Genomic DNA, 19,727 nt, shown 5'->3' on the forward strand with positions numbered 1-19,727 from the left:
CTAAAAGCACCCTTGACAATCCCCATTCAGAAAGATAAATCGTAATCAAGCAGAAGTTAGATATAGTGTCAGCCACAGACTGACTTTTTTATGATGGGCGGTGAACGGGGCGTTGCTTTCATAAGCTGATACCTCCCGTATTATTTAGACTTTTTTACTCTGCGGAATCTCTTATAACATGCAAAGATAAGACCAGCAGCGGAAATCCCCATCATGGCGAATAATGCGGCAAATGGCGTATTGTCACCTGTCTTTGGTGATGTGCTTGCCTTAGTTGGTGTGCTAGGTTCATCTGGTGTGGTAGGGGATTCTGGTTTCTCTTTGATTGTTACAGTCTGCCCCTCATCTTTGATGTCCTTATGTTCAGCCACTTTGATAGGCTCGTCTGGATTGGTTACGTCATATAATTCTTCAAAAGTAACAAGCTCCTTACCTGCAAGCTCACTGGCATTGAATGTAAATTCAATCTGAACTTCCATCTTCGTGTCAGTAGCGGTAAAAGTAAGGTCATTTTCCACACGTTTACCATTCGCCAGAAGTTCAGCATTTTCAGACTTCACCATTTCCCAACCTTTAAGAGTGTATTTCACGCCTTTTTCCAAACCGTCTAAAGTGACCGTATCAACGATAGTTACTTTGTCGTCTACTTCAATCGTCTTTTCACCTGTTGCCTTATCGGTAGCGATTGTGTGCATAGTGATGATACGTTCCGTAATCGTCACTGTTTGCCCTTCGTCCTCAATGTCCTTGTGTTCTGCCACCTTTGTAGGCTCGTCTGGATTGGATAAATCGTATAATTCCTCGAATGTTACTAGGTCTTTTCCTGCAAGCTCACTGGCATTGAATGTAAAGGCAATCTGGACTTCCATGCTAGAATCTTTTGCAGTAAAGGTATAGTCACTTTCTACAGGTTCACCGCCAATCAAAAGCTGTGCGTTTTCAGACTTCACCATCTGCCAGCCTTTGAGCTGATAGGTTGTACCTTTTTCCAAGCCATCTAAAGTGACCGTATCAATGACAGTTACCTCTTTACCAGCAACAATCATCTTTTCACCTGTGGCTTTGTCGACAGCGTTGGTATGAATTTCAATCACTCGTTCTTCGATAGTCACGGTCTGCCCCTCATCCTCAATGTCCTTGTGTTCTGCCACTTTGATAGGCTCGTCTGGATTGGATAAGTCGTACAATTCCTCGAATGTCACAAGGTCTTTTCCGCCAAGAGCAGAAGCATTGAACGTATAGGAAACCTCAACTTCCATTTCTGATTTTTTCGCAGTGAATGTGTAATTACTTTCCACAGGTTGACCGTCAATCAAAAGCTGTGCGTTTTCAGACTTCACCATTTGCCAGCCTTTCAACTGATATTTTGTGCCTTTTGTCAAACCATCTAAAGTCACAGTATCAACGATAGTCACGTTCTTTCCAGCAACGATTGATTTTTCACCTGTCACCTTATCTGTGGCAGTCGTATGGATAGTGATTTCTGGCTCGTATTCATCTGTAAGCGTACCTAAATCCACGACTACTTTATTTCTTGACACCACTACATCAAATGCCGGAATTAGCGTCATTCCCTTGTTGGAATCGCAGCGTAATTCTTCGATTGTGTAAGTATCATAGAGCAATGCACCTTTGCTGTCGTCTGGTGTGGAAGTACCGAACCAGATACCGTCCTCACTGGTCTTTCCGGCGTTGGTATTCTGCTTATGAGATACCCAATCAGAGGAAGTGGAAAGCTGACCATTTGCGTCTGTCACAATGATATGGCTCTCACCAGTCGTCTTGCCTGTGATCCTAAAGGGAACATTCGCAAGTCGCTTGTGAGTGCCAGCACCGATTTTTACACCCTCAATATCTCCACGCTTAATCTGGTTGTAGATGGAATGTGCTTCATCTGTTAAATCCACGATTTTTCCATCTTCTGTGATTTCAAATTCAATCGGTTTTGCACCGTCCGTCAAATATCCCTCTGGGGCGTTGCTTTCCTCAATATGGTATTTTCCGTATGGTAATGTATCGGCGGCAGTTGTAGCGATACCGTCAACGCCAGTATGGATTGTTTTGACGACTTCATTCTTGTTGTATAACTTGCCATTTACCAAGACAGCGTTATCATTTAAGGAAATGATTTCAAAGGCAGTATCTTTCAAAGTCGCACCGCCTTGTGCTTTTGTATCTTTGGTTTCAAGGTCACGTTTCTGGATTTTGACACCGCCACGGATAACCTTGTCTAATACGGAATACTGGTTGCTGCCGCTTAACGCTGCAAGCTCACCATCTTCTGTAATCTGTGCCACATAGACACCTTTTATCTGTTCAGAACTTCCGGCAGCCTGCATATAAGCACCCTCCAATAAGTAACCGTTTGGAGCTGTCTTTTCTTCTACAGTGATAGTACCAAGCGGCAAGCAGATAGTACCATTCTGTGTATAGAAGCTGTCACCCAATACCTTGTAGGAATCGGCTAATCTTGTGATGTAATGGACTTCATTGTTGCTGTCTTTTTCAGCGATTGTCTTTGTCGTCCATGTGCGTGTTGGTTCTGATGGAAGATTGTCTTTTGTATAGTAACCGTCATAATACTTCCAGACGAACTCCGCACCCTCTAAAGAAGCGTTACCCTGTGGCGTAGCTTTGGAAATTTCCATATCAATCTTGAAAAGCTCAACCAAAGTGTCAGTGACTTTTGGTTTGTCGCTGACTTTTAAAGTCGTAGTTTCATTAACCTTGACCGTCATAGTATAGACGTTCTTATCTAACTGGAATCCCTTTGGAGCTTTCGTTTCTTTCACATAGTATGTCGCAGCTCTTAATTCCACAGTGTCCGTATTACCATTGGCATTTGTCGTAAGTATGGCAACAGATTTCGTGCAGCCTTTATCAGAATAGACACCATAAGTCGCACCAGAGAGAGAATAGCAGTCATTCCCGTTTGTGACTGTGGTATTACTGGAAGATTTCTGAATCTTGCCATTGCCGACAGCCAGCTCTGCGAAGAACTGTCCTAAATCCTGCCCCTCACCAGTGTAGATATAACCGTAACAGTCATAGCGTCCTTTATTTTCTCTTACAAAGGCTTTCGCTCCGGCGAATACTTCATCTTGCACGGATTTTGAGATTTCATCATAGGAAGCTCGTACATTGTCACAGCTCCACCCAAGATGGACGCTCAATCTCTGCCAGACTACAAGCTGTCTTAAAAGGTAGGCGTGCTGGCTGCTCAATCCTGTATGGCTTTTCGTGTACTGTTTGACGTATTCAAGAGATAAAGCAACGTCCTCTATCTGGTCAGCAGTCATGCGTGTACTTGCGTCACTTCTGGTCTTATATCCATTCTTAAAGCCTGTGTTGATGTCGATACAATAAGCGTCCTCGCCCTCAACGGTCATATGCCCCTCATTAAATGTAGAGCCGATAGAACCATCATTCATTACTTTCTCAACAATGCCGACACGTTCCTCCGATTCTGTCCAGTATTGTGTTTCCGCAGCATGGACAGCAGTTGTGGGTAGAGCAGTAAAGACGGTTGCGAGAGTAAGAACACCTGTAAGCAATCGTTTCAATATCTTATTCATTTTTTGATTCTCCTTTCATTTGGGTAAAAAAATAGACGCTCATTTCTGAACGTCTGGAAATAAAAAAGGAATACCGTTTTTCAAGTATTCCTAATTCTATATGTTATTTAACTGTATTTATGTGATATGAAGTTGTTTGCTGCTGTTATGCCGCTATTTGTTGTTGGTATCTCAATGGTACATTACCATCCTGAAATGGGTGAATATTCTCAAACTGTGCATGAAATTTAGCAATATCGTATAATGTAATTTTCTCTGCGTTATGATACTTTTCTAATAACTGATGAATCTTTTCTGGAACCTCTTGTGGCAATGCTGTCTGGATATCACTGACTCTGTTTGCACGCTTTTTCCACCCACCAATTGCATATCCAATTGCTCGATCTTCAAAAACACCTTCCTTTAAATTTTTATGCATATTTTTTATGATATCTTCTGACAAAGGTTTTTCCATACATTTCATTACATAATTAAACATTTTGAAATGACCATTCATTTCTTCTATATCTTTTGTTCGAAAAATCATGTCTGGATCATCCACATATAAAGTTCCTGTTTCAAACATACTTGCTGTCTGTTTCTCTGTTAAGGTACTTCCTTCAATTCGATTGGAATTATACGCCATACTCCTCTGTGTATAACCGTATACTCCGCTTCGATCCTGTTTTTTAAATTCTATTTGCAGTCTGTCTTTTAATCGTTTCATATATGTTTCATTTTCCATGATTTTATCTCACCTCTTTTATTTAATCTGTTATTTTTAAGTATAGCATGAATTATGAATTTCTACATCTATTCTTTTAGAAGTCTATCCAATAATACTTCCCGATTATTTATAAACATCTCCGTAATCTGATAACTTTCCGTCTCCTCATACTCACATAAATGAATCCTACCATCATCAAAACAATAAATGTCAGCGTCTGGAATTCCTAGTAAAATCGGTGAATGTGTAACAATAAAGAACTGTGCTCCTTTTCTTGCACATTTATATATCTCCATTAATAATGTTAATTGTCTTTGTGGTGATAATGCCGCTTCTGGCTCATCAAAAAGATACAATCCATTGGGCTGTAGATTATTTTGTGCTAATGCCAAGAAACCTTCTCCGTGTGATCTCTCATGATATCTGGCTGAATCTATTCCACCATATTCTTCTTCCTTCGTTGCAACATTATAGAAACTTTCTGCTCTAAGAAAATATCCCCACTTTTCCTTCCGATATCCTTTTACAATTCTGATGGCATTACATAATTCAGAATGTGTATCATGCGTAGAAAATACATAGTTTTTCGTTCCGCCTTCTGGATTGAATCCATGAGCTATGGCAATTGCTTCTAATAAGGTGGACTTTCCACTTCCATTTTCTCCAACGAAGAAATTGATTGAATTTTTAAATTCTAGCCTTTCAATATTTTTTAATGCTTCTATTTGTTTTAGATAACTGTCATCATCTATTTTATTCCAGTCAAATATTACGCCTTGTATAAACTGATCATTCATTGGATTTTCCTTTCTATCATGATAAGCTTCTTCCTAATCCTTTTATATTTTATCAAAAAAAGATATGACACGAAACTGTCTTTTCATATCATATCTTTCATATTTCTTATATTTTCATTTTTCTACATACTCAATAGCCTATAGATAATAAACTATCCTACATTGCTTTCCTGTATATCTCAGCAATTTCTTCCTGTGTAAATACAACCGGATTGTTCTGAATACTTGCCGCAGATACTTTCATACAGTTCTCTGCCATCCAAGGAATATCTTCTTCGGATAATCCAAGGTCAGATAGTGTACAAGCAAGGTCGATATCTTTTAACAGACTTCTTAATTTACCAGCAAGATCTTCTGCGGTAACCCCGCCAAAGATTCTTGCAATCTTAGCAAATTTGAAGTGGTTTCCTTTATGGGATGCTTCTACGATCACTGGTGTTAATGCTGCAAGTCCCTGTCCGTGGACGATATCTTTTAGTCCGCTGGCTGGATGTTCCATTCCATGTGCCAGGGTGACACCTGCTGTATTGATAACCATTCCACCAATCGTTGATGCCAGAGTGATCTTCTCCCATGCTTCTTTGCCGCCTTCACCTTTATATACTTTGACAAGGTTTCCTGCGATCAGTTCCATCGCGTATAAACTTAGAGCATCTGTAAATGGCTGTGCGATCTTTGACGTGTATGCTTCCATGCAGTGACATAATGCATCGAATCCGACAGATGCAAGTACATGTTTTGGCATTGTCATCATGCATTCTGGATCAACAATGGATACTTTTGCAACGATCGCATTGCAACGTAAGGATTTCTTGTCTCCATTTTCCGGATTTGTAAGAACTGCAAATCCATTTCCTTCTGATCCTGTTCCACATGTTGTAGGAATTAAGATCAATGGTAATGCTTTATCACTTTGTAATCTGTTATAAATGTAATCGTTGATATCTCCGTCATTGATACTTAAGAATGCGATTGCTTTTGCACAGTCCATGATGCTTCCGCCACCGATCGCTACGACAACGTCACATCCATTTGCCTTGGCAAAATCAGCGCCTTCCATCGCCGTTGTTGTTAATGGATTCTGTGCGACTTTATCAAATAATACATGATCAATTCCTGCTTTAGACAGGCTGTTTGCTACTTTATCATATAAACCGGATTTCTTTGCACTGCTTCTTCCAGTTACAATCAGTGCTTTCTTACCATATGGTTTTGTAAGCTCTCCTGTTTCTAAGACTTTACCGCTTCCAAATGCAATATTAACTGGAAGGAAGTAGTTAAAGTTAATTGCTGGCTGTACTTCTACTACATTTCCGGTAGCATTGACAGCTCCAAGTGCTTCTTCGAAAGTATGATCTTCTTCCACTGTTTCTTCTTCATCAACGGCAACATCGATGTGAGATCCAAATTTTTCTTTGTATTTTAATTTACATACAATGAAGAAGATAATTCCAAGAACAGCCCATCCACCAGCCATTGCCCATTCTTGTGGTACAAGGTTTGACCCTGATCCTGGGATAATATACATCGCGACCATAAATCCTGACATTAAGACTGCCAATACACCAACAATCTTATAATGTTTTACTTTGTATGGACGTGCCATTTCTGGTGCTTTCTTTCTTAAGATGATGAAAGATAAGGAAACCATACAGTATGCAAGACAGCATCCAAAGTTACCTGCATCGACGATCCATACTAACATTTTACGTCCAAATAATGGAGCTAATATGGATAATCCACCGATCAAGTATAATGCATTCACTGGTGTTTTGTGTGTTTTATGTAATTTATGGAAAGTTCTTGGAATCATATAAGATTCAGCCATGGAATACATTGCACGGCTACCACCAATTAAAAAGGAGTTCCAACTTGTAACGATTCCACACATACCACCGACGATCAATACTTTTGACATGATACTGCTGTGGAATGCTTTTGCCATTGCATCAGCTGTAACAAGTCCTGATCCTGCCTGTGAAGATGAAATATCAGATGGACTCATAACATAACCAACACCTAAGATGATCAGCGCATAAAATGCAACTGCTAGTACGATAGATAAGATCATGATCATACCGATTTTTTTTAGCGGCACATTGATCTCTTCTGCTGCCTGTGGGATAACATCAAATCCAATAAAGAAGAATGGTGTCATAACCGCAACACTCATGATCGCTTTCATAGTAGTTGACGCACTATCTCCTGCAAATAATTGTGGTGTTAAATTGCTGGCATCTCCACTGACTACAGATGCTACGATCAGAAGGATTCCAACTCCACCGATGATCACTGTTAAAACTGTCTGTAAAGTTGCAGCTGTCTTCGCACCTTTGATATTGATAAATGTGATAAAGAATGCTACGATCATCGCAACTGCAAGCCATGATGCATAAATATCAAATCCTGCAACAGTATACAGATATCCTTTTAAGAATCCAGGATAAATATAAGTGATAATTGTAGGAAGTGCACATGCTTCAAAACATACAACACTGACATATCCTAAAATGATCGCCCACGTACAGATAAATGAACCAACCGGTCCCATTGCCTTGTAACTAAATACATGTTCTCCTCCACACTGTGGCATTGCTGCAGTAAGTTCTGCATAAGTAAGTCCTACAAAGAATACCATGATACCACCGATCGCAAAACCGATGACAGCTCCTAAAACTCCACCTCGACCGATCCAGTCTCCAGTTGAAACAACCCATCCCCAACCGATCATAGCGCCAAATGCAATGACAAGAATGTCCCATGCACTAAATACTTTGTCAAATTCTGATTTTTTCTTTTCCATTATATATCATTCCTTTCTTGCTTCACATTCTGTTTAAAGTTTCGAAAGAAAAAAGGCGCTAAAAGATCCTTATCTCTTAACGCCTTTGTTAGAATGTAAATGTATTTTATTTTAATTTTCAAATCGCAGATCAATCAACTGCATGATATATTTTGCTGTTTTTTCAAGTCCAAGAATACTAGAATCGATCATCATATGTCTGGTACGACAATCTCTCATATCAGAGCTTGTCATATATTCATATCTTGACTTCAACATCCCATCATTATATTTTACAAGTTTTTGTGCTTCTTTTTGTGATACACCTTTTTGCTCCATGATATGTTTCACTTTATATTCTTCTGGTGCATATACAAAGATATTTAAGCAGTCATCCCTGTCTTTTAATATATAGTTACTACATCTTCCGATAATGACACAAGATGATTTTGCCGCCAGTTTATGAATAACCTCAAACTGTGTGTAAATAACACGGTTTGTAAGATTCGCATATCTTGGTCCAAAGGTTGTGTCAAATTCATATTTGACATTTTCTTCTCCGGAATCGGCTTTTTCTACCAGATCCCTGTCAACTCCAAGTTTCTCTACGACCTGATCTACTAAATCTCTGTCGTAAAATGGAATTCCAAGTGATTCGGCAACCATCTTTCCAATGTCCGGACCACCACTTCCGTATTCACATCCGATATTTATGATAAAATGTTTCATTTACATTCCTCCCTGATATTTTGATCTTTTTTCAAAGATATTATTTTATGCTAAGGATTCTACAGCCTCCTTCATGATCGCAAATGCTTTATCACATTCTTCTTCTGTTACGATCAATGGTGGGATTGTACGGATCACACTGCTTCCGATGGCTGTAACTAACAGTTTTCGATCAAAACATGCATGTTTAATATCAACTGCGTTTAATGTGTCATCAAATTCGATACCTGTTAATAATCCCTGGTGTCTGACCTCTTTTACATGAGGAAGTCCTTTTAATTTCTCAGCAAAGTAATCTCCAACTTTCTTTGCATTTCCAGCCAAGTCGCGATCGATCAGTTCATTAACTTCTGCTAATGCTGCTGCACAGCTGACTGGATGTCCACCAAATGTTGTTCCATGAGATCCAGGTGTAAATGCTTTAGCAACTTCTGCTGTTGCACAGATTGCTCCGATCGGCATTCCTCCACCTAAGCCTTTTGCCATGGATACGATGTCTGGTTTGATTCCATAGTTCATATAAGACATCACTGCACCTGTTCGACACCATCCTGTCTGAACTTCATCGATCAAGAGTAACATATCATTTTCATCACAAAATTCTCTTAATCCTTTCATGAATTCCTGTGTTGCTGGATGAACACCACCTTCACCCTGTACTGGCTCGATCATGATCGCGATCGTATTTTCTGTACATGCATCTTTAAATGCCTGAAGGTTATTATATGGTGCGTATGAGAATCCATAAGTCATTGGTCCAAATCCGACCTGACATCCATTTCCCGGCTGTCCTGTTGCTGACATTGCTCCGAATGTTCTTCCATGGAATCCCATCTTCGCTGTTACGATATGATAATGGTTTGGTCCGTATTTTTCGATTCCGTATTTACGAGCCATCTTGATCATTGCTTCATTTGCCTCTGTACCAGAGTTCTGATAGAAGATCTTATCCATTCCAATCGTTTCACATACTTTTTCAGCAAGCAGTGCCTGAGGAATTGTGTATGGATAGTTGAATGTATGCATGATGTCGCCAACCTGATCTTTAACTGCTGCTACAACCTTTTCATTACAGCTTCCTGCGTTATTTACTGCGATTCCTGCATAGAAATCAAGATATTCCTCACCATTTTCATCGTACATATACATATCTTTTGCTCTCTCCGCAAGGAAATCAAAACGTTCGTATGTCTCGATCATATATTTGTTTACTTTATCTTTAATATCCTGACTTGTTAATCCTGTGTCTTTTAATCTCATATCTGCTTCCTCCTCATGATGTTATTAGTTATTTAACTTCTCTGGGCCAGATTTTGTTTATCTTTTTCATTGATAAACTTTAAATAATAAAAAGAAAAGCAAGGGAAACTTATCCTGTCGGTAAGCGCCCTTGCTTAATTTCTATCCTTTATTTTGTACAACTATACAATAACACTAGAGGATTGAATTGTCAATATATCTTTGTTATTTTTTGAAATTTCTTTATTTTTATCTTTTATAATATATTTTATTATTATATTGTATATTTTTTCTTAGTGTTTTATTGTTTTTTAATTTTTTTGTAAAATATTATATATTACATCTGTCCATTATATTGAACATATCATTTTATCATCTTACTACTTCCGTATGATACTTACCGATAATCTACAAACACACAGATAAAACTTGTCTTTTGTTGTGTTTCATTTTTATAATTATGTTTTTTATCTGTTTCAAATCGATAGATTTCCCCTTTTGTGATCTTCTGAACATCTTCACCACACTCAATCGTAAGTTCTCCATCTGTAACTGAAAGATATTCTCTTGTCTTCTCTCCATGGCTGCCACTGATATATTTACCCCCTGGTTCGATATCAATGCGGTAAATCTCTAATTGGTGATTATCTTCGTATGGAAAACATGTCCATACTTTGTATTCACCGATCATTTCTTTTGTTGGTGTCATCTGATCTGGTGTTACAAGGCAGGATTCCATTGGCGGAGTATCAATTAATTCTTGGAATTCGATTCTTAATCCGCTTGTGATCTTTCCTAAAACACCTAACGATGGATTTGCTGTTCCTTTCTCAATCTGAGCTAACATACTTTTACTAACACCTGTTTGTTCTGATAGTACATCAAGACTCATGCCCTTGGAAGTTCGAATTCTTTTTAGGTTGACAGCTACATTGTGAGATAGGTATGATTGATAATCCATAGGAGACTCCTTTTTGCTTTTATTATCAGTTTCTTCATTTCTGCGTGTTCTAATGCAAGTATTATTACTATCCTTATGTTATCTGCAATACTGCTTTAATGCAAGTGCAATTTTTTACATGACCATTCCTTTTTTTAATGTTTCTAACTCGTCTGATAAGACGTCTTCTTCTACATCATTATAACTTCAGATTATATCAAACTCACATTTTTATGTATTTCACACTTTCTAAATCCTCAACTATAATAAAGCCCATAAAACAAATCGACAATCACACCAAAAGGAGAAGACAACTATGTTAACATCAATCATTGGTTTCCCAAGAGTTGGAAACTTAAGAGAACTAAAATTTGCCACAGAAAAATATTTTAAACATCAGATCTCACAGGAACGTTTGCAAACAGTTGCGAAAGAAATCCGTGAAAAACAATGGAGATTATTAAAAGAAAATGGAATTGACCTGATCCCATCCAATGATTTCTCATTTTACGATACATTGCTTGACAGTGCAGCTTTGTTTAATATCATTCCATCTCGTTATAAAGAGTTAAATTTATCTGATCTTGATACTTACTTCGCAATGTCCCGCGGATATCAAGGAGATCACGGAGATGTTCGTGCACTTGCTATGAAAAAATGGTTTAACACGAATTATCACTACATGGTACCTGAAATTGAAGATGACACAGAAATCAAACTTACAGGTACAAAACTTTTTGATGAATTTCATGAAGCTCTTCATCTAGGAATTTTAACAAAACCTGTGATCACAGGACCATTTACTTTATTAAAATTAATTCGATATACTGGGGAAAAACAACTTCCTGATTTTGTAGAACCAATGATTCATGCATATGAGGACCTTATTTCTAAGGCTCAAGGAACAGAGATTTCATGGATTCAGTTTGATGAACCTTATTTAGTACATGATCTGTCTTCCGATGATATTGCATTGTTTAAGAAAATCTATACATTGCTTTTAGCAAAAAAAGGAAATTTAAAAGTTCTTGTTCAAACATACTTTGGTGATGTCCGTGATATTTATCATGAACTGACTTCTCTTGATTTTGATGGAATTGGACTTGATTTTATCGAAGGAAAAGAAACAAAATCTTTGATCAAAAAAGAAGGATTTCCAAAAAATAAACTTCTCTTTGTTGGAATTGTAAATGGAAAAAATATCTGGAAAAATCATTATGGAGACTCTTTAGCTACTATCACATGGCTTAAAAACTCTGAAATCTCAACTGTGATCAATACTTCTTGCTCTCTTTTACATGTTCCATACACACTGAAGAACGAAACAAAATTAGATGCTGATTATACAAAACACTTTGCTTTCGCAGAAGAAAAATTAGAAGAATTAAATGAATTGAAAATATTAAGTGATCTTGATTCTTACGAGACACATCCTGCCTTTATTAAAAACTTGGAATTATTCTCATCAAAACGTAAGAATTCTTATGATCCTGAAGTTTCAAAACGTGTATCTGAGATCACAGATCAAGATTTTACCCGACTTCCTGACTTCTTTGAACGTGAAAAGATTCAAAAAGATGTCTTTAAACTACCACTGCTTTCAACAACTACCATTGGATCTTTTCCTCAGACTTTGGATGTTAAAACAAATCGTAGTGCATTTAGAAAAGGTGAGATCAGCGAAAGTGAGTATGTTGACTTTAACCGTAAAAAGATTGCAGAGTGCGTAAAATTACAAGAAGAAATTGGATTAGATGTCCTTGTTCATGGAGAATATGAGCGAAATGATATGGTTGAATATTTCGGGCAGCAATTAAATGGTTATCTGTTTACTGAAAAAGCCTGGGTACAGTCTTATGGAACACGTTGTGTGAAACCACCGATCATCTGGGGTGACGTATCCCGTCCAGAACCTATGACTGTTTCTTGGTCTGTTTATGCACAAAGCCTTACAGATCACCCTATGAAAGGAATGTTGACTGGACCTGTTACGATCCTTAACTGGTCATTCCCTAGAGAAGATATTTCTGTCAAAGAAAGCACTTACCAGATTGCTTTAGCAATCCGTGATGAAGTTTTAGATCTCGAAGCAAATGGTATTCACATCATCCAAATTGACGAAGCTGCTCTTCGTGAAAAACTTCCTCTTCGTAAATCTGATTGGTATTGCGAATATCTTGATTGGGCAATTCCTGCCTTCCGTCTAGTACATAGCAAAGTAAAACCAGAAACACAGATTCATACACATATGTGCTATAGCGAATTTACTGATATCATTCCAGCAATTGATGATATGGATGCAGATGTGATCACTTTTGAAGCTTCCAGATCTGATCTTTTGATCCTTGATTCTCTGAAAGAAAATCATTTCAAAACAGAAGTTGGTCCTGGTGTCTATGACATTCACTCTCCACGAGTTCCTTCCGTTGAAGAAATCAAGACTGCATTAAATAAAATGTTAGATAAGATTGAAATTGAAAAGTTATGGGTAAATCCAGACTGTGGATTGAAAACACGTGGAAATGAAGAAACAACTGCAAGTCTTAAAAATCTTGTAGCTGCTGCAAAAGAATTAAGAGAAGTAAAAGATTTTTAAATTTTAAACAGAGAGGTTTTTATGTAAAAGCTCTATCAAACGTCTATTCAAATTATGACGTTTGATAGAGCCTTGTCTTTCTGCTGTCATTTCGTTATAATAGGATTAATCGAACATATATACGGGAGGAATTTTATTTTGGATCAATTATTATGCCAATTAAACCAGAAACAACTAGAAGCTGTTACATCTACAGAAGGTTTTATCCGAGTGATCGCAGGGGCCGGTTCTGGAAAAACCAGAGCGTTATCTCACAGATTTGCCTTTTTGGTTAACGAAATTGGAATTTTGCCAGGCAATATCCTTTGTGTTACTTTCACAAACAAAGCTGCTAACGAAATGAGACATCGGATTCATAATCTCATTGCTGATAACGATACTGGTTATATTAATACCTTCCATGGATTTTGTGTATCCATTCTACAGGAAGACTCCCATGCCGTACAATATCCAAAGAATTTTCTTGTTTTAGACAATCAGGATATTGATTCTATGTTAAAGATCATTTATGAGGAACGCAGACTTACACTTCGTCATAAGACATTTTCAAAGGCAAGAGATATGATCGAGATGTATAAATTAGAACGATATCCTAATTATTATCTTGATCTGATCACAATGTCCCTTGATACATTACGGCAAAAATATTTGAGGGCTACCGATGTGAATGATATCATTTTTTATGGATATTTATATCAGGAGAAGAAATGTTTTGGTCTCGATTACAACGATCTTTTGAAATTTTCTCTTTATATTTTTGAAAAGAATAAAGAGATCCGTTTAAAATGGCAGAAACGTCTGGAATACATCATGATCGATGAGTTCCAGGATATTGATAAGATTCAATATCAATTAATGAAAGTCTTATGCGGATATCATAAAAACCTCTTTATTGTAGGAGACCCAGATCAGACAATCTATTCCTGGCGTGGTGCAGATATCAACTATCTCCTTAATTTTGACAAAGCTTTCCCTGATGTTAAAACGATCATGATGAATGAAAATTATCGTTCTACTCCTCAGATCTTATCGGTATGCAATTCACTGATCGATAAGAATAAAAATCGTATGAAAAAGGACCTTCTGCCAATGTGTCATAGCAAAAATTCAGTGCTTTATTATCACGGAGATACTTCAGAAGAGGAATCTGATTGGATCGCAGATCAGATCATAAAATTACATAAAAAAGATATCTCATATAAGGATATCACGATTCTTTATCGTGCTCATTACGTTACCCGAACCTTGGAAGAGACATTGTTAAAAAAGAAAATCCCATATAGCATCTATAGTGGAATTCAATTTTTTGAGCGAATGGAAGTAAAAGACGCACTGTCTTATCTGCGTATGATCACATACAAAGATGATCTCTCTTTTTTAAGGATTGTGAATGTTCCAAAACGAAATATCGGTAAAAAACGAATGGAATTTCTTCAAGCATATGTAAATGCTCATCACTGTTCTTTTTATGAGGCATTAAAAGAATGTGTGGAAGATCCAATTTTTAAAGGAACAGATGCAAAAGATTTTATCTCATTGATCGATGCTTTTTCAGTGACTTATGAGCAACGAACAATTTCTGAAGTTTTATCTGATATTTTGGATCGAAGTGGTTATGAAGAAATGCTTCGAACTACTGGAAATCAGGAACGTCTTGATAATCTGGCTGAATTAAAACAAGCTGTTTATGATTATGAAATATCTTGTGGCGAGGAAGCTCTGCTACCTGATTATCTTGATCATATTGCCCTATTTACGAATAGTGATGTTACTGATGATTCTGACAAAGTAAAATTGATGACCGTTCATGCTGCAAAAGGATTGGAATTCCCACACGTATTCCTATGTGCATTAAATGAAGGAATTTTTCCTTCCAAGAAAACCTCTACAATTGAGGGAATGGAAGAGGAACGTCGTCTTGCATTTGTTGCAATGTCACGTGCCATGAAAAGTTTATTTTTAAGTGAATCGCACGGAAAAAATTTTGATGGATCAACCCGTTACCCATCTAGATTTATTTTAGATATCGATCAAAAATTTTTAGAATACGTTAAAAAACCAGAAGATACTCTGATCGCAGAAACCAAAAATTACATTCATTACAGTAATCGCTATTTAGATGGTTATGTCGCTGAACAAACTTTTCAGGTTGGTGATAAGATCATTCATAATGTCTTTGGACAAGGTAGGATTAAATCCATCCTTTCTGATCGAAATGCATATATGATCAAATTTGAACAAATAGAAACACCTCGGATCATTTCATTTCGGGTTCCAATAAAAAGAGCTTAAGTTTTATGTAAAAGAATCCTGAGTAAATTTTTACTACTCAGGATTCTTCTTTGTATAAAGAACTAATCGTAAATATCCTATTGCTCGAAGTCCATATTGGATAAAAGATGTACTCCATCCTAATGATCCTTGTGGATTAATTGATACACGTCTGACTGTTTCAAAATCTCCTGTATAAAAACATAACATGTAATATAGATATTCGTCATCGGTTTTATTTAATAGTACTGTTCCTCATATGTACCATTACAGTCAGGATAAGAAGCAGCACGATCAGCACGGTTATAAAAACCAAAACTGCCATGGACTGCGGTTGCTTCGGAAATCAATTACAGCCAGTTTTCCAGAACATCATTCAGCTTATTCATATCCAGCGGTTTCGCGATATGTCCATTCATGCCTGTATTTTTGGCCAGCTGTACATCTTCTGCAAAAGCATTGGCAGTCATGGCAACAATAGGCAGTTTTCCCTTTTCACCCGAAAGACTCCTGATTGCCGCTGTTGCCTCATAACCATTCATAACAGGCATTTGGATATCCATAAAAATAAGATCATACAAATCTTTCGGAGAAGCTTCCACTTTCTCAACTGCGATTTTCCCATTTTTTGCCGTTTCCACTTTTGCACCTGTCATCTGCAAAATTTCACCAGCAATTTCTCTGTTCAACTCATTATCCTCAACCAGCAGAATCCTTTTTCCTGTGTAGTCTGATTCTGACAACTTCTCCAGATAATTTCTTGCTGTTTTTTCTTTTCTGCCTGAAGTAAACTGCCGTAGTGTTGCCGTCAGCCGGGAACGGAACAGCGGTTTTGCAATAAAAGCATCTATGCCCGCCGCCTTTGCTTCTTCTTCAATCTCGCTGAATTCATAGGATGTCAGTACAATGATGGTGATTTCTTTACCTATCCGCTTCCGGATCTGTCTGGCTGTTTCTATGCCATCCATATCCGGCATCTTCCAGTCTAAAATAACAGCAAAGTAATCATCTTTCAACTCATGCCGTGCATAACAGCACTCAATGGCTTCCCTGCCAGAGAGAACCCATTCACCCATAATACCGATTTCATTTAATGTTGCAACTGTACTTTCACAGCATGTCCTATCATCATCCACAACCAGAACCGGCAGATTCATCAGATCTCTGTCCTGTTCTTTTTCTTTTTCCTGAAGCTCCAGATAAATTGTTACTGTGATTTTAGTTCCCTTGTGCAAGGTACTGTCCACTTTAATAGTGCCATTCATCAGGTTCACAATATTTCTGCTGATTGCCATTCCCAGACCAGTTCCCTGGACTCTGGTTGTCCGGTGGTCATCCGCGCGGCTGAACGGATCAAACATGATTTTCTGGAATTCCGGTGACATACCGATTCCATTATCCTCAATCGTAAATTCATAGCATCCAAGTTCTGAAAATCCATTTGGCTTTTCCTCTATCGAAAAAGTAATATTTCCACCATCCGGTGTATACTTGATTGCATTACTCATCAGATTCACAAATACCTGCTGAATCCTCAAGCTGTCACCACAGACAGCCTCATGTTCAATATGATTGATGTGTATATCAAAATTATGTTTATGTTCATCAAGCACCGGTTTCGTAATTGTAATAAGATTATCTACCAGATCTGACAGATTGAAATCTTCCTGTGCCAGTGTCATTTTTCCACTTTCAATACGTGCCATATCCAATACTTCATTGATCAGCCCCAGCAGATGACGGCTTGATTCTGTAATCTTGCTGAGACATTCAATAACTCTGTCCTGACTCTCAATATTTGCTCCTGCTATTGCCGTCAGACCCACAATGGCATTCATTGGTGTCCGGATATCATGGGACATATTGGAAAGGAATTCTGTTTTCGCACGATTTGCGTTTTCTGCAGACCGATAAGCCTCTTTCAGTGCCTGACGGGATTCAATCTCTGCTTTCTTCTCCTGTGTCACATCCATGGATGCCAGCAATACCTTTTCCAGCTTTCCATTCTTCCATTCCAAAGGAATATAAGAAGCGATTTTATAAGTCTTTTCATCCATGCTGCAATACTCAAACTTATAAATATCATTTTCACTTTTCAGTTTTTTCCGAATATTATCCGGGGCTATCAGGATATCTATAGCTTCCAATGGTTCCAGTGTCTTATATTTTTCAAGAACCTGCATCTGAAAATCATGATAAAATCCCAGAGGTTTATATATCATCTGTCCATTCAGATTGTAGAATTCATATCTGTCATTTTCCAGATCACAGACAACAAAGCGGTCAACCAGACGCACAATACTCTGAATCAGCTGCTCCATGGAAGCATTATCCGCTGCCATCTGCAGATGCCGCGCACTCTCCACCTTTGCCTCTGTGATATCACGCAGAAAGATCATGGCATATTCTGAATCCTCTATTTCGCCACGTATGACCACATTGCGGACCCATCGTTCTTCTCCATTCAGAGTGATACGGCACTCTAAAGCCAATTCGGTTTCCAGACCCTTCAGCCTTTCTGCAATATAACCACGGTCGTAAAAAGAGGATACCGCCTTCTTATCTGTCTCCACAACATAGGAATCCACAAAATGTCGGATCAGTTCATCCCATGTACGACTCTGTTCAAAAACTGTCATCAGGGACGGTTCAACCTTAAAGGTATCAAAAGTATTCGCTTCCAGATTCACATAATACTCGCACAGATCTGCTTTCGTAAAAGCCCGGTGGAAAGCAGCAGATTTTTGTGCCTGCATGATTTCTTTTTTCTCCGCATCAATGTTAATAAAAATCCCGGCAATCCTGCTGGCAGAACCATCCAGACGGCGTATTACTTCTGCCGATGCCCGAAACCACTGGTATTGATTATCCTTCATTTTCATACGATACTCTACCTGGTATTTTATCTGGTTCGTCTTATCCTTAATTGCCGCCTGAAGCTGCATCATTACTCTTTCTTTATCCTGTGGATGCAGAAGATCTGACCAGGATTCCAGTTTATTCGGAAAGTCCAGAGTATCATGATAGCCGAGCATTTTTCGGAATTCATGACTCCAGTTTGCATTCACAATCTCACTGTTTTTGTCACAGTCAAAATACCAGAAGCCGGAATAGATAGCCTCATTGAGCAGTGCCAAATTTACATGATCCCAGTTGACCTGTACGGACATAACCCAGATCTGTCTGCCCGCCTCATCTGTCGCATCCTCTTTACAAAGCCGTACATTATTCACTGTACCGTCTGCTGCAAGAATCTGTGCTTCCCTGTTCCGTGAAGCTGCAAAAAACGGTCTCGCTCCAGTATATCTTCCTCGTCATAAAAGAAGTTTCTCAATGAGCCTTTTGTCTGTTCCATGAAAGTGTCGAATGTATATCCTGTACTATGCAACAGCAGATTATTCACAGACAAAATAGACAGGTTTTGGTCATAAGATCCTGTCATTATACCTACCCCGCCATTATTTTCCAGTGTTTTCTGTACGGCCTGTGACATGGCCTGTGTCTGCCTCGTTACAGTCTCACCTAAGGAATATATTTTGTCTTCATAATTTTTCATTTTATAAAAATCCTCTCTCCGTCTTATGCCTTCTTCATCTTGCTTTTATCTGTATACAGAAAACCTGTCCCTGCTAGTTTTGTTACCCATTTTTGCATGCAAAAAGGACACTTGCCAAAATCTGCCAGTGTCCCTACTATATTTCTCTAAAATCACACATTTATATAATATAAAAGGTATCGGAATCCCTTCTGTTCAAACATCTTTTCCATATATTATGATGATATGGAAACAATGGCAACCGGCTGACATGGTCAAGCTTTCTGACTTTAGTCCCTTCTGGCTTTGCGCCCCTACCTTTCAACAGGTTTGCTTTTAAAATAATCTCTTTCTTCAAAAGACCTTACCACACGATTTTCCGCACGTCAATAATTTTTAAAAAAATCTACACATATTTTACTTCATAAAAAATCTAAATCGATGAATCCTAAAAACCTAACATTTTTTCATATAAAGCTCATTCATCATTTATAGTGTGAATATTCTTATGCGGCAGAGCCGCCTGTCCAGTTTAGACTGAGCCATCTGTCCAGGCG

11 protein-coding genes and 1 riboswitch are annotated in these 19,727 nt (G+C 38.0%); of the genes, 2 read left to right on the top strand and 9 right to left on the bottom strand.

Translation table 11 applies throughout. From position 1 onward, the window contains the following. Nucleotides 1-140 precede the first annotated feature (140 nt). The 7 genes from QUE18_RS07425 to QUE18_RS07460 form a co-directional block, all read right to left on the bottom strand. On the bottom strand, nucleotides 141-3,575 hold the full coding sequence (locus QUE18_RS07425) for a VaFE repeat-containing surface-anchored protein (protein ID WP_009203302.1): 3,435 nt from the start codon (nucleotides 3,573-3,575) through the stop codon (nucleotides 141-143). 145 nt (nucleotides 3,576-3,720) lie between these two features. Beyond that, on the bottom strand, nucleotides 3,721-4,299 hold the full coding sequence (locus QUE18_RS07430) for a Fic family protein (RefSeq protein ID WP_009203301.1): 579 nt from the start codon (nucleotides 4,297-4,299) through the stop codon (nucleotides 3,721-3,723). A gap of 68 nt (nucleotides 4,300-4,367) precedes the next feature. Beyond that, nucleotides 4,368-5,078, bottom strand: a complete 711-nt coding sequence (locus tag QUE18_RS07435; RefSeq protein ID WP_009203300.1) for an AAA family ATPase — start codon at nucleotides 5,076-5,078, stop codon at nucleotides 4,368-4,370. Nucleotides 5,079-5,235: 157 nt separating this feature from the next. Beyond that, entirely contained in the window at nucleotides 5,236-7,881 is a 2,646-nt protein-coding gene (locus QUE18_RS13725; protein ID WP_009203299.1) for a bifunctional amino acid transporter/iron-containing alcohol dehydrogenase, read from the bottom strand. A 111-nt stretch (nucleotides 7,882-7,992) separates the two neighbouring features. Further along, the gene (locus tag QUE18_RS07450) at nucleotides 7,993-8,589 is read right to left on the bottom strand and encodes a cytidylate kinase-like family protein (RefSeq protein WP_009203298.1); all 597 of its coding nucleotides are present in this window, start codon (nucleotides 8,587-8,589) and stop codon (nucleotides 7,993-7,995) included. A 45-nt stretch (nucleotides 8,590-8,634) separates the two neighbouring features. Continuing rightward, nucleotides 8,635-9,849 (bottom strand): aspartate aminotransferase family protein, encoded by a 1,215-nt coding sequence (locus QUE18_RS07455; protein ID WP_008391188.1) that lies wholly within the window; start codon nucleotides 9,847-9,849, stop codon nucleotides 8,635-8,637. Nucleotides 9,850-10,225: 376 nt separating this feature from the next. Beyond that, the gene (locus tag QUE18_RS07460; protein WP_009203297.1) at nucleotides 10,226-10,789 is read right to left on the bottom strand and encodes a helix-turn-helix domain-containing protein; all 564 of its coding nucleotides are present in this window, start codon (nucleotides 10,787-10,789) and stop codon (nucleotides 10,226-10,228) included. A 295-nt stretch (nucleotides 10,790-11,084) separates the two neighbouring features. On the opposite strand from QUE18_RS07460, the gene metE reads away from it, so the two are divergent. Together metE and QUE18_RS07470 are read left to right on the top strand one after the other, a co-directional pair. After that, on the top strand, nucleotides 11,085-13,364 hold the full coding sequence (gene metE / locus QUE18_RS07465; RefSeq protein ID WP_008391190.1) for a 5-methyltetrahydropteroyltriglutamate--homocysteine S-methyltransferase: 2,280 nt from the start codon (nucleotides 11,085-11,087) through the stop codon (nucleotides 13,362-13,364). 138 nt (nucleotides 13,365-13,502) lie between these two features. Further along, nucleotides 13,503-15,656, top strand: a complete 2,154-nt coding sequence (locus QUE18_RS07470; protein WP_330380010.1) for an ATP-dependent helicase — start codon at nucleotides 13,503-13,505, stop codon at nucleotides 15,654-15,656. Nucleotides 15,657-15,985: 329 nt separating this feature from the next. On the opposite strand, the gene QUE18_RS07475 is transcribed toward QUE18_RS07470, so the two are convergent. After that, nucleotides 15,986-18,868 (bottom strand): hybrid sensor histidine kinase/response regulator, encoded by a 2,883-nt coding sequence (locus QUE18_RS07475; protein ID WP_009203294.1) that lies wholly within the window; start codon nucleotides 18,866-18,868, stop codon nucleotides 15,986-15,988. Continuing rightward, nucleotides 18,865-19,191 carry a hypothetical protein gene (locus tag QUE18_RS07480; RefSeq protein WP_009203293.1) on the bottom strand — a complete coding sequence of 109 codons (327 nt, stop codon included), beginning with the start codon at nucleotides 19,189-19,191 and terminating at the stop codon, nucleotides 18,865-18,867. The genes QUE18_RS07475 and QUE18_RS07480 overlap by 4 nt, the downstream gene beginning before the upstream one ends. A gap of 233 nt (nucleotides 19,192-19,424) precedes the next feature. Next, a riboswitch (cyclic di-GMP riboswitch) is annotated at nucleotides 19,425-19,515 on the bottom strand. Between the last annotated feature and the right edge of the window lie 212 nt (nucleotides 19,516-19,727).

The sequence above is a fragment of the Anaerostipes hadrus ATCC 29173 = JCM 17467 genome (genome assembly GCF_030296915.1).
Lineage (GTDB): Bacteria > Bacillota > Clostridia > Lachnospirales > Lachnospiraceae > Anaerostipes > Anaerostipes hadrus.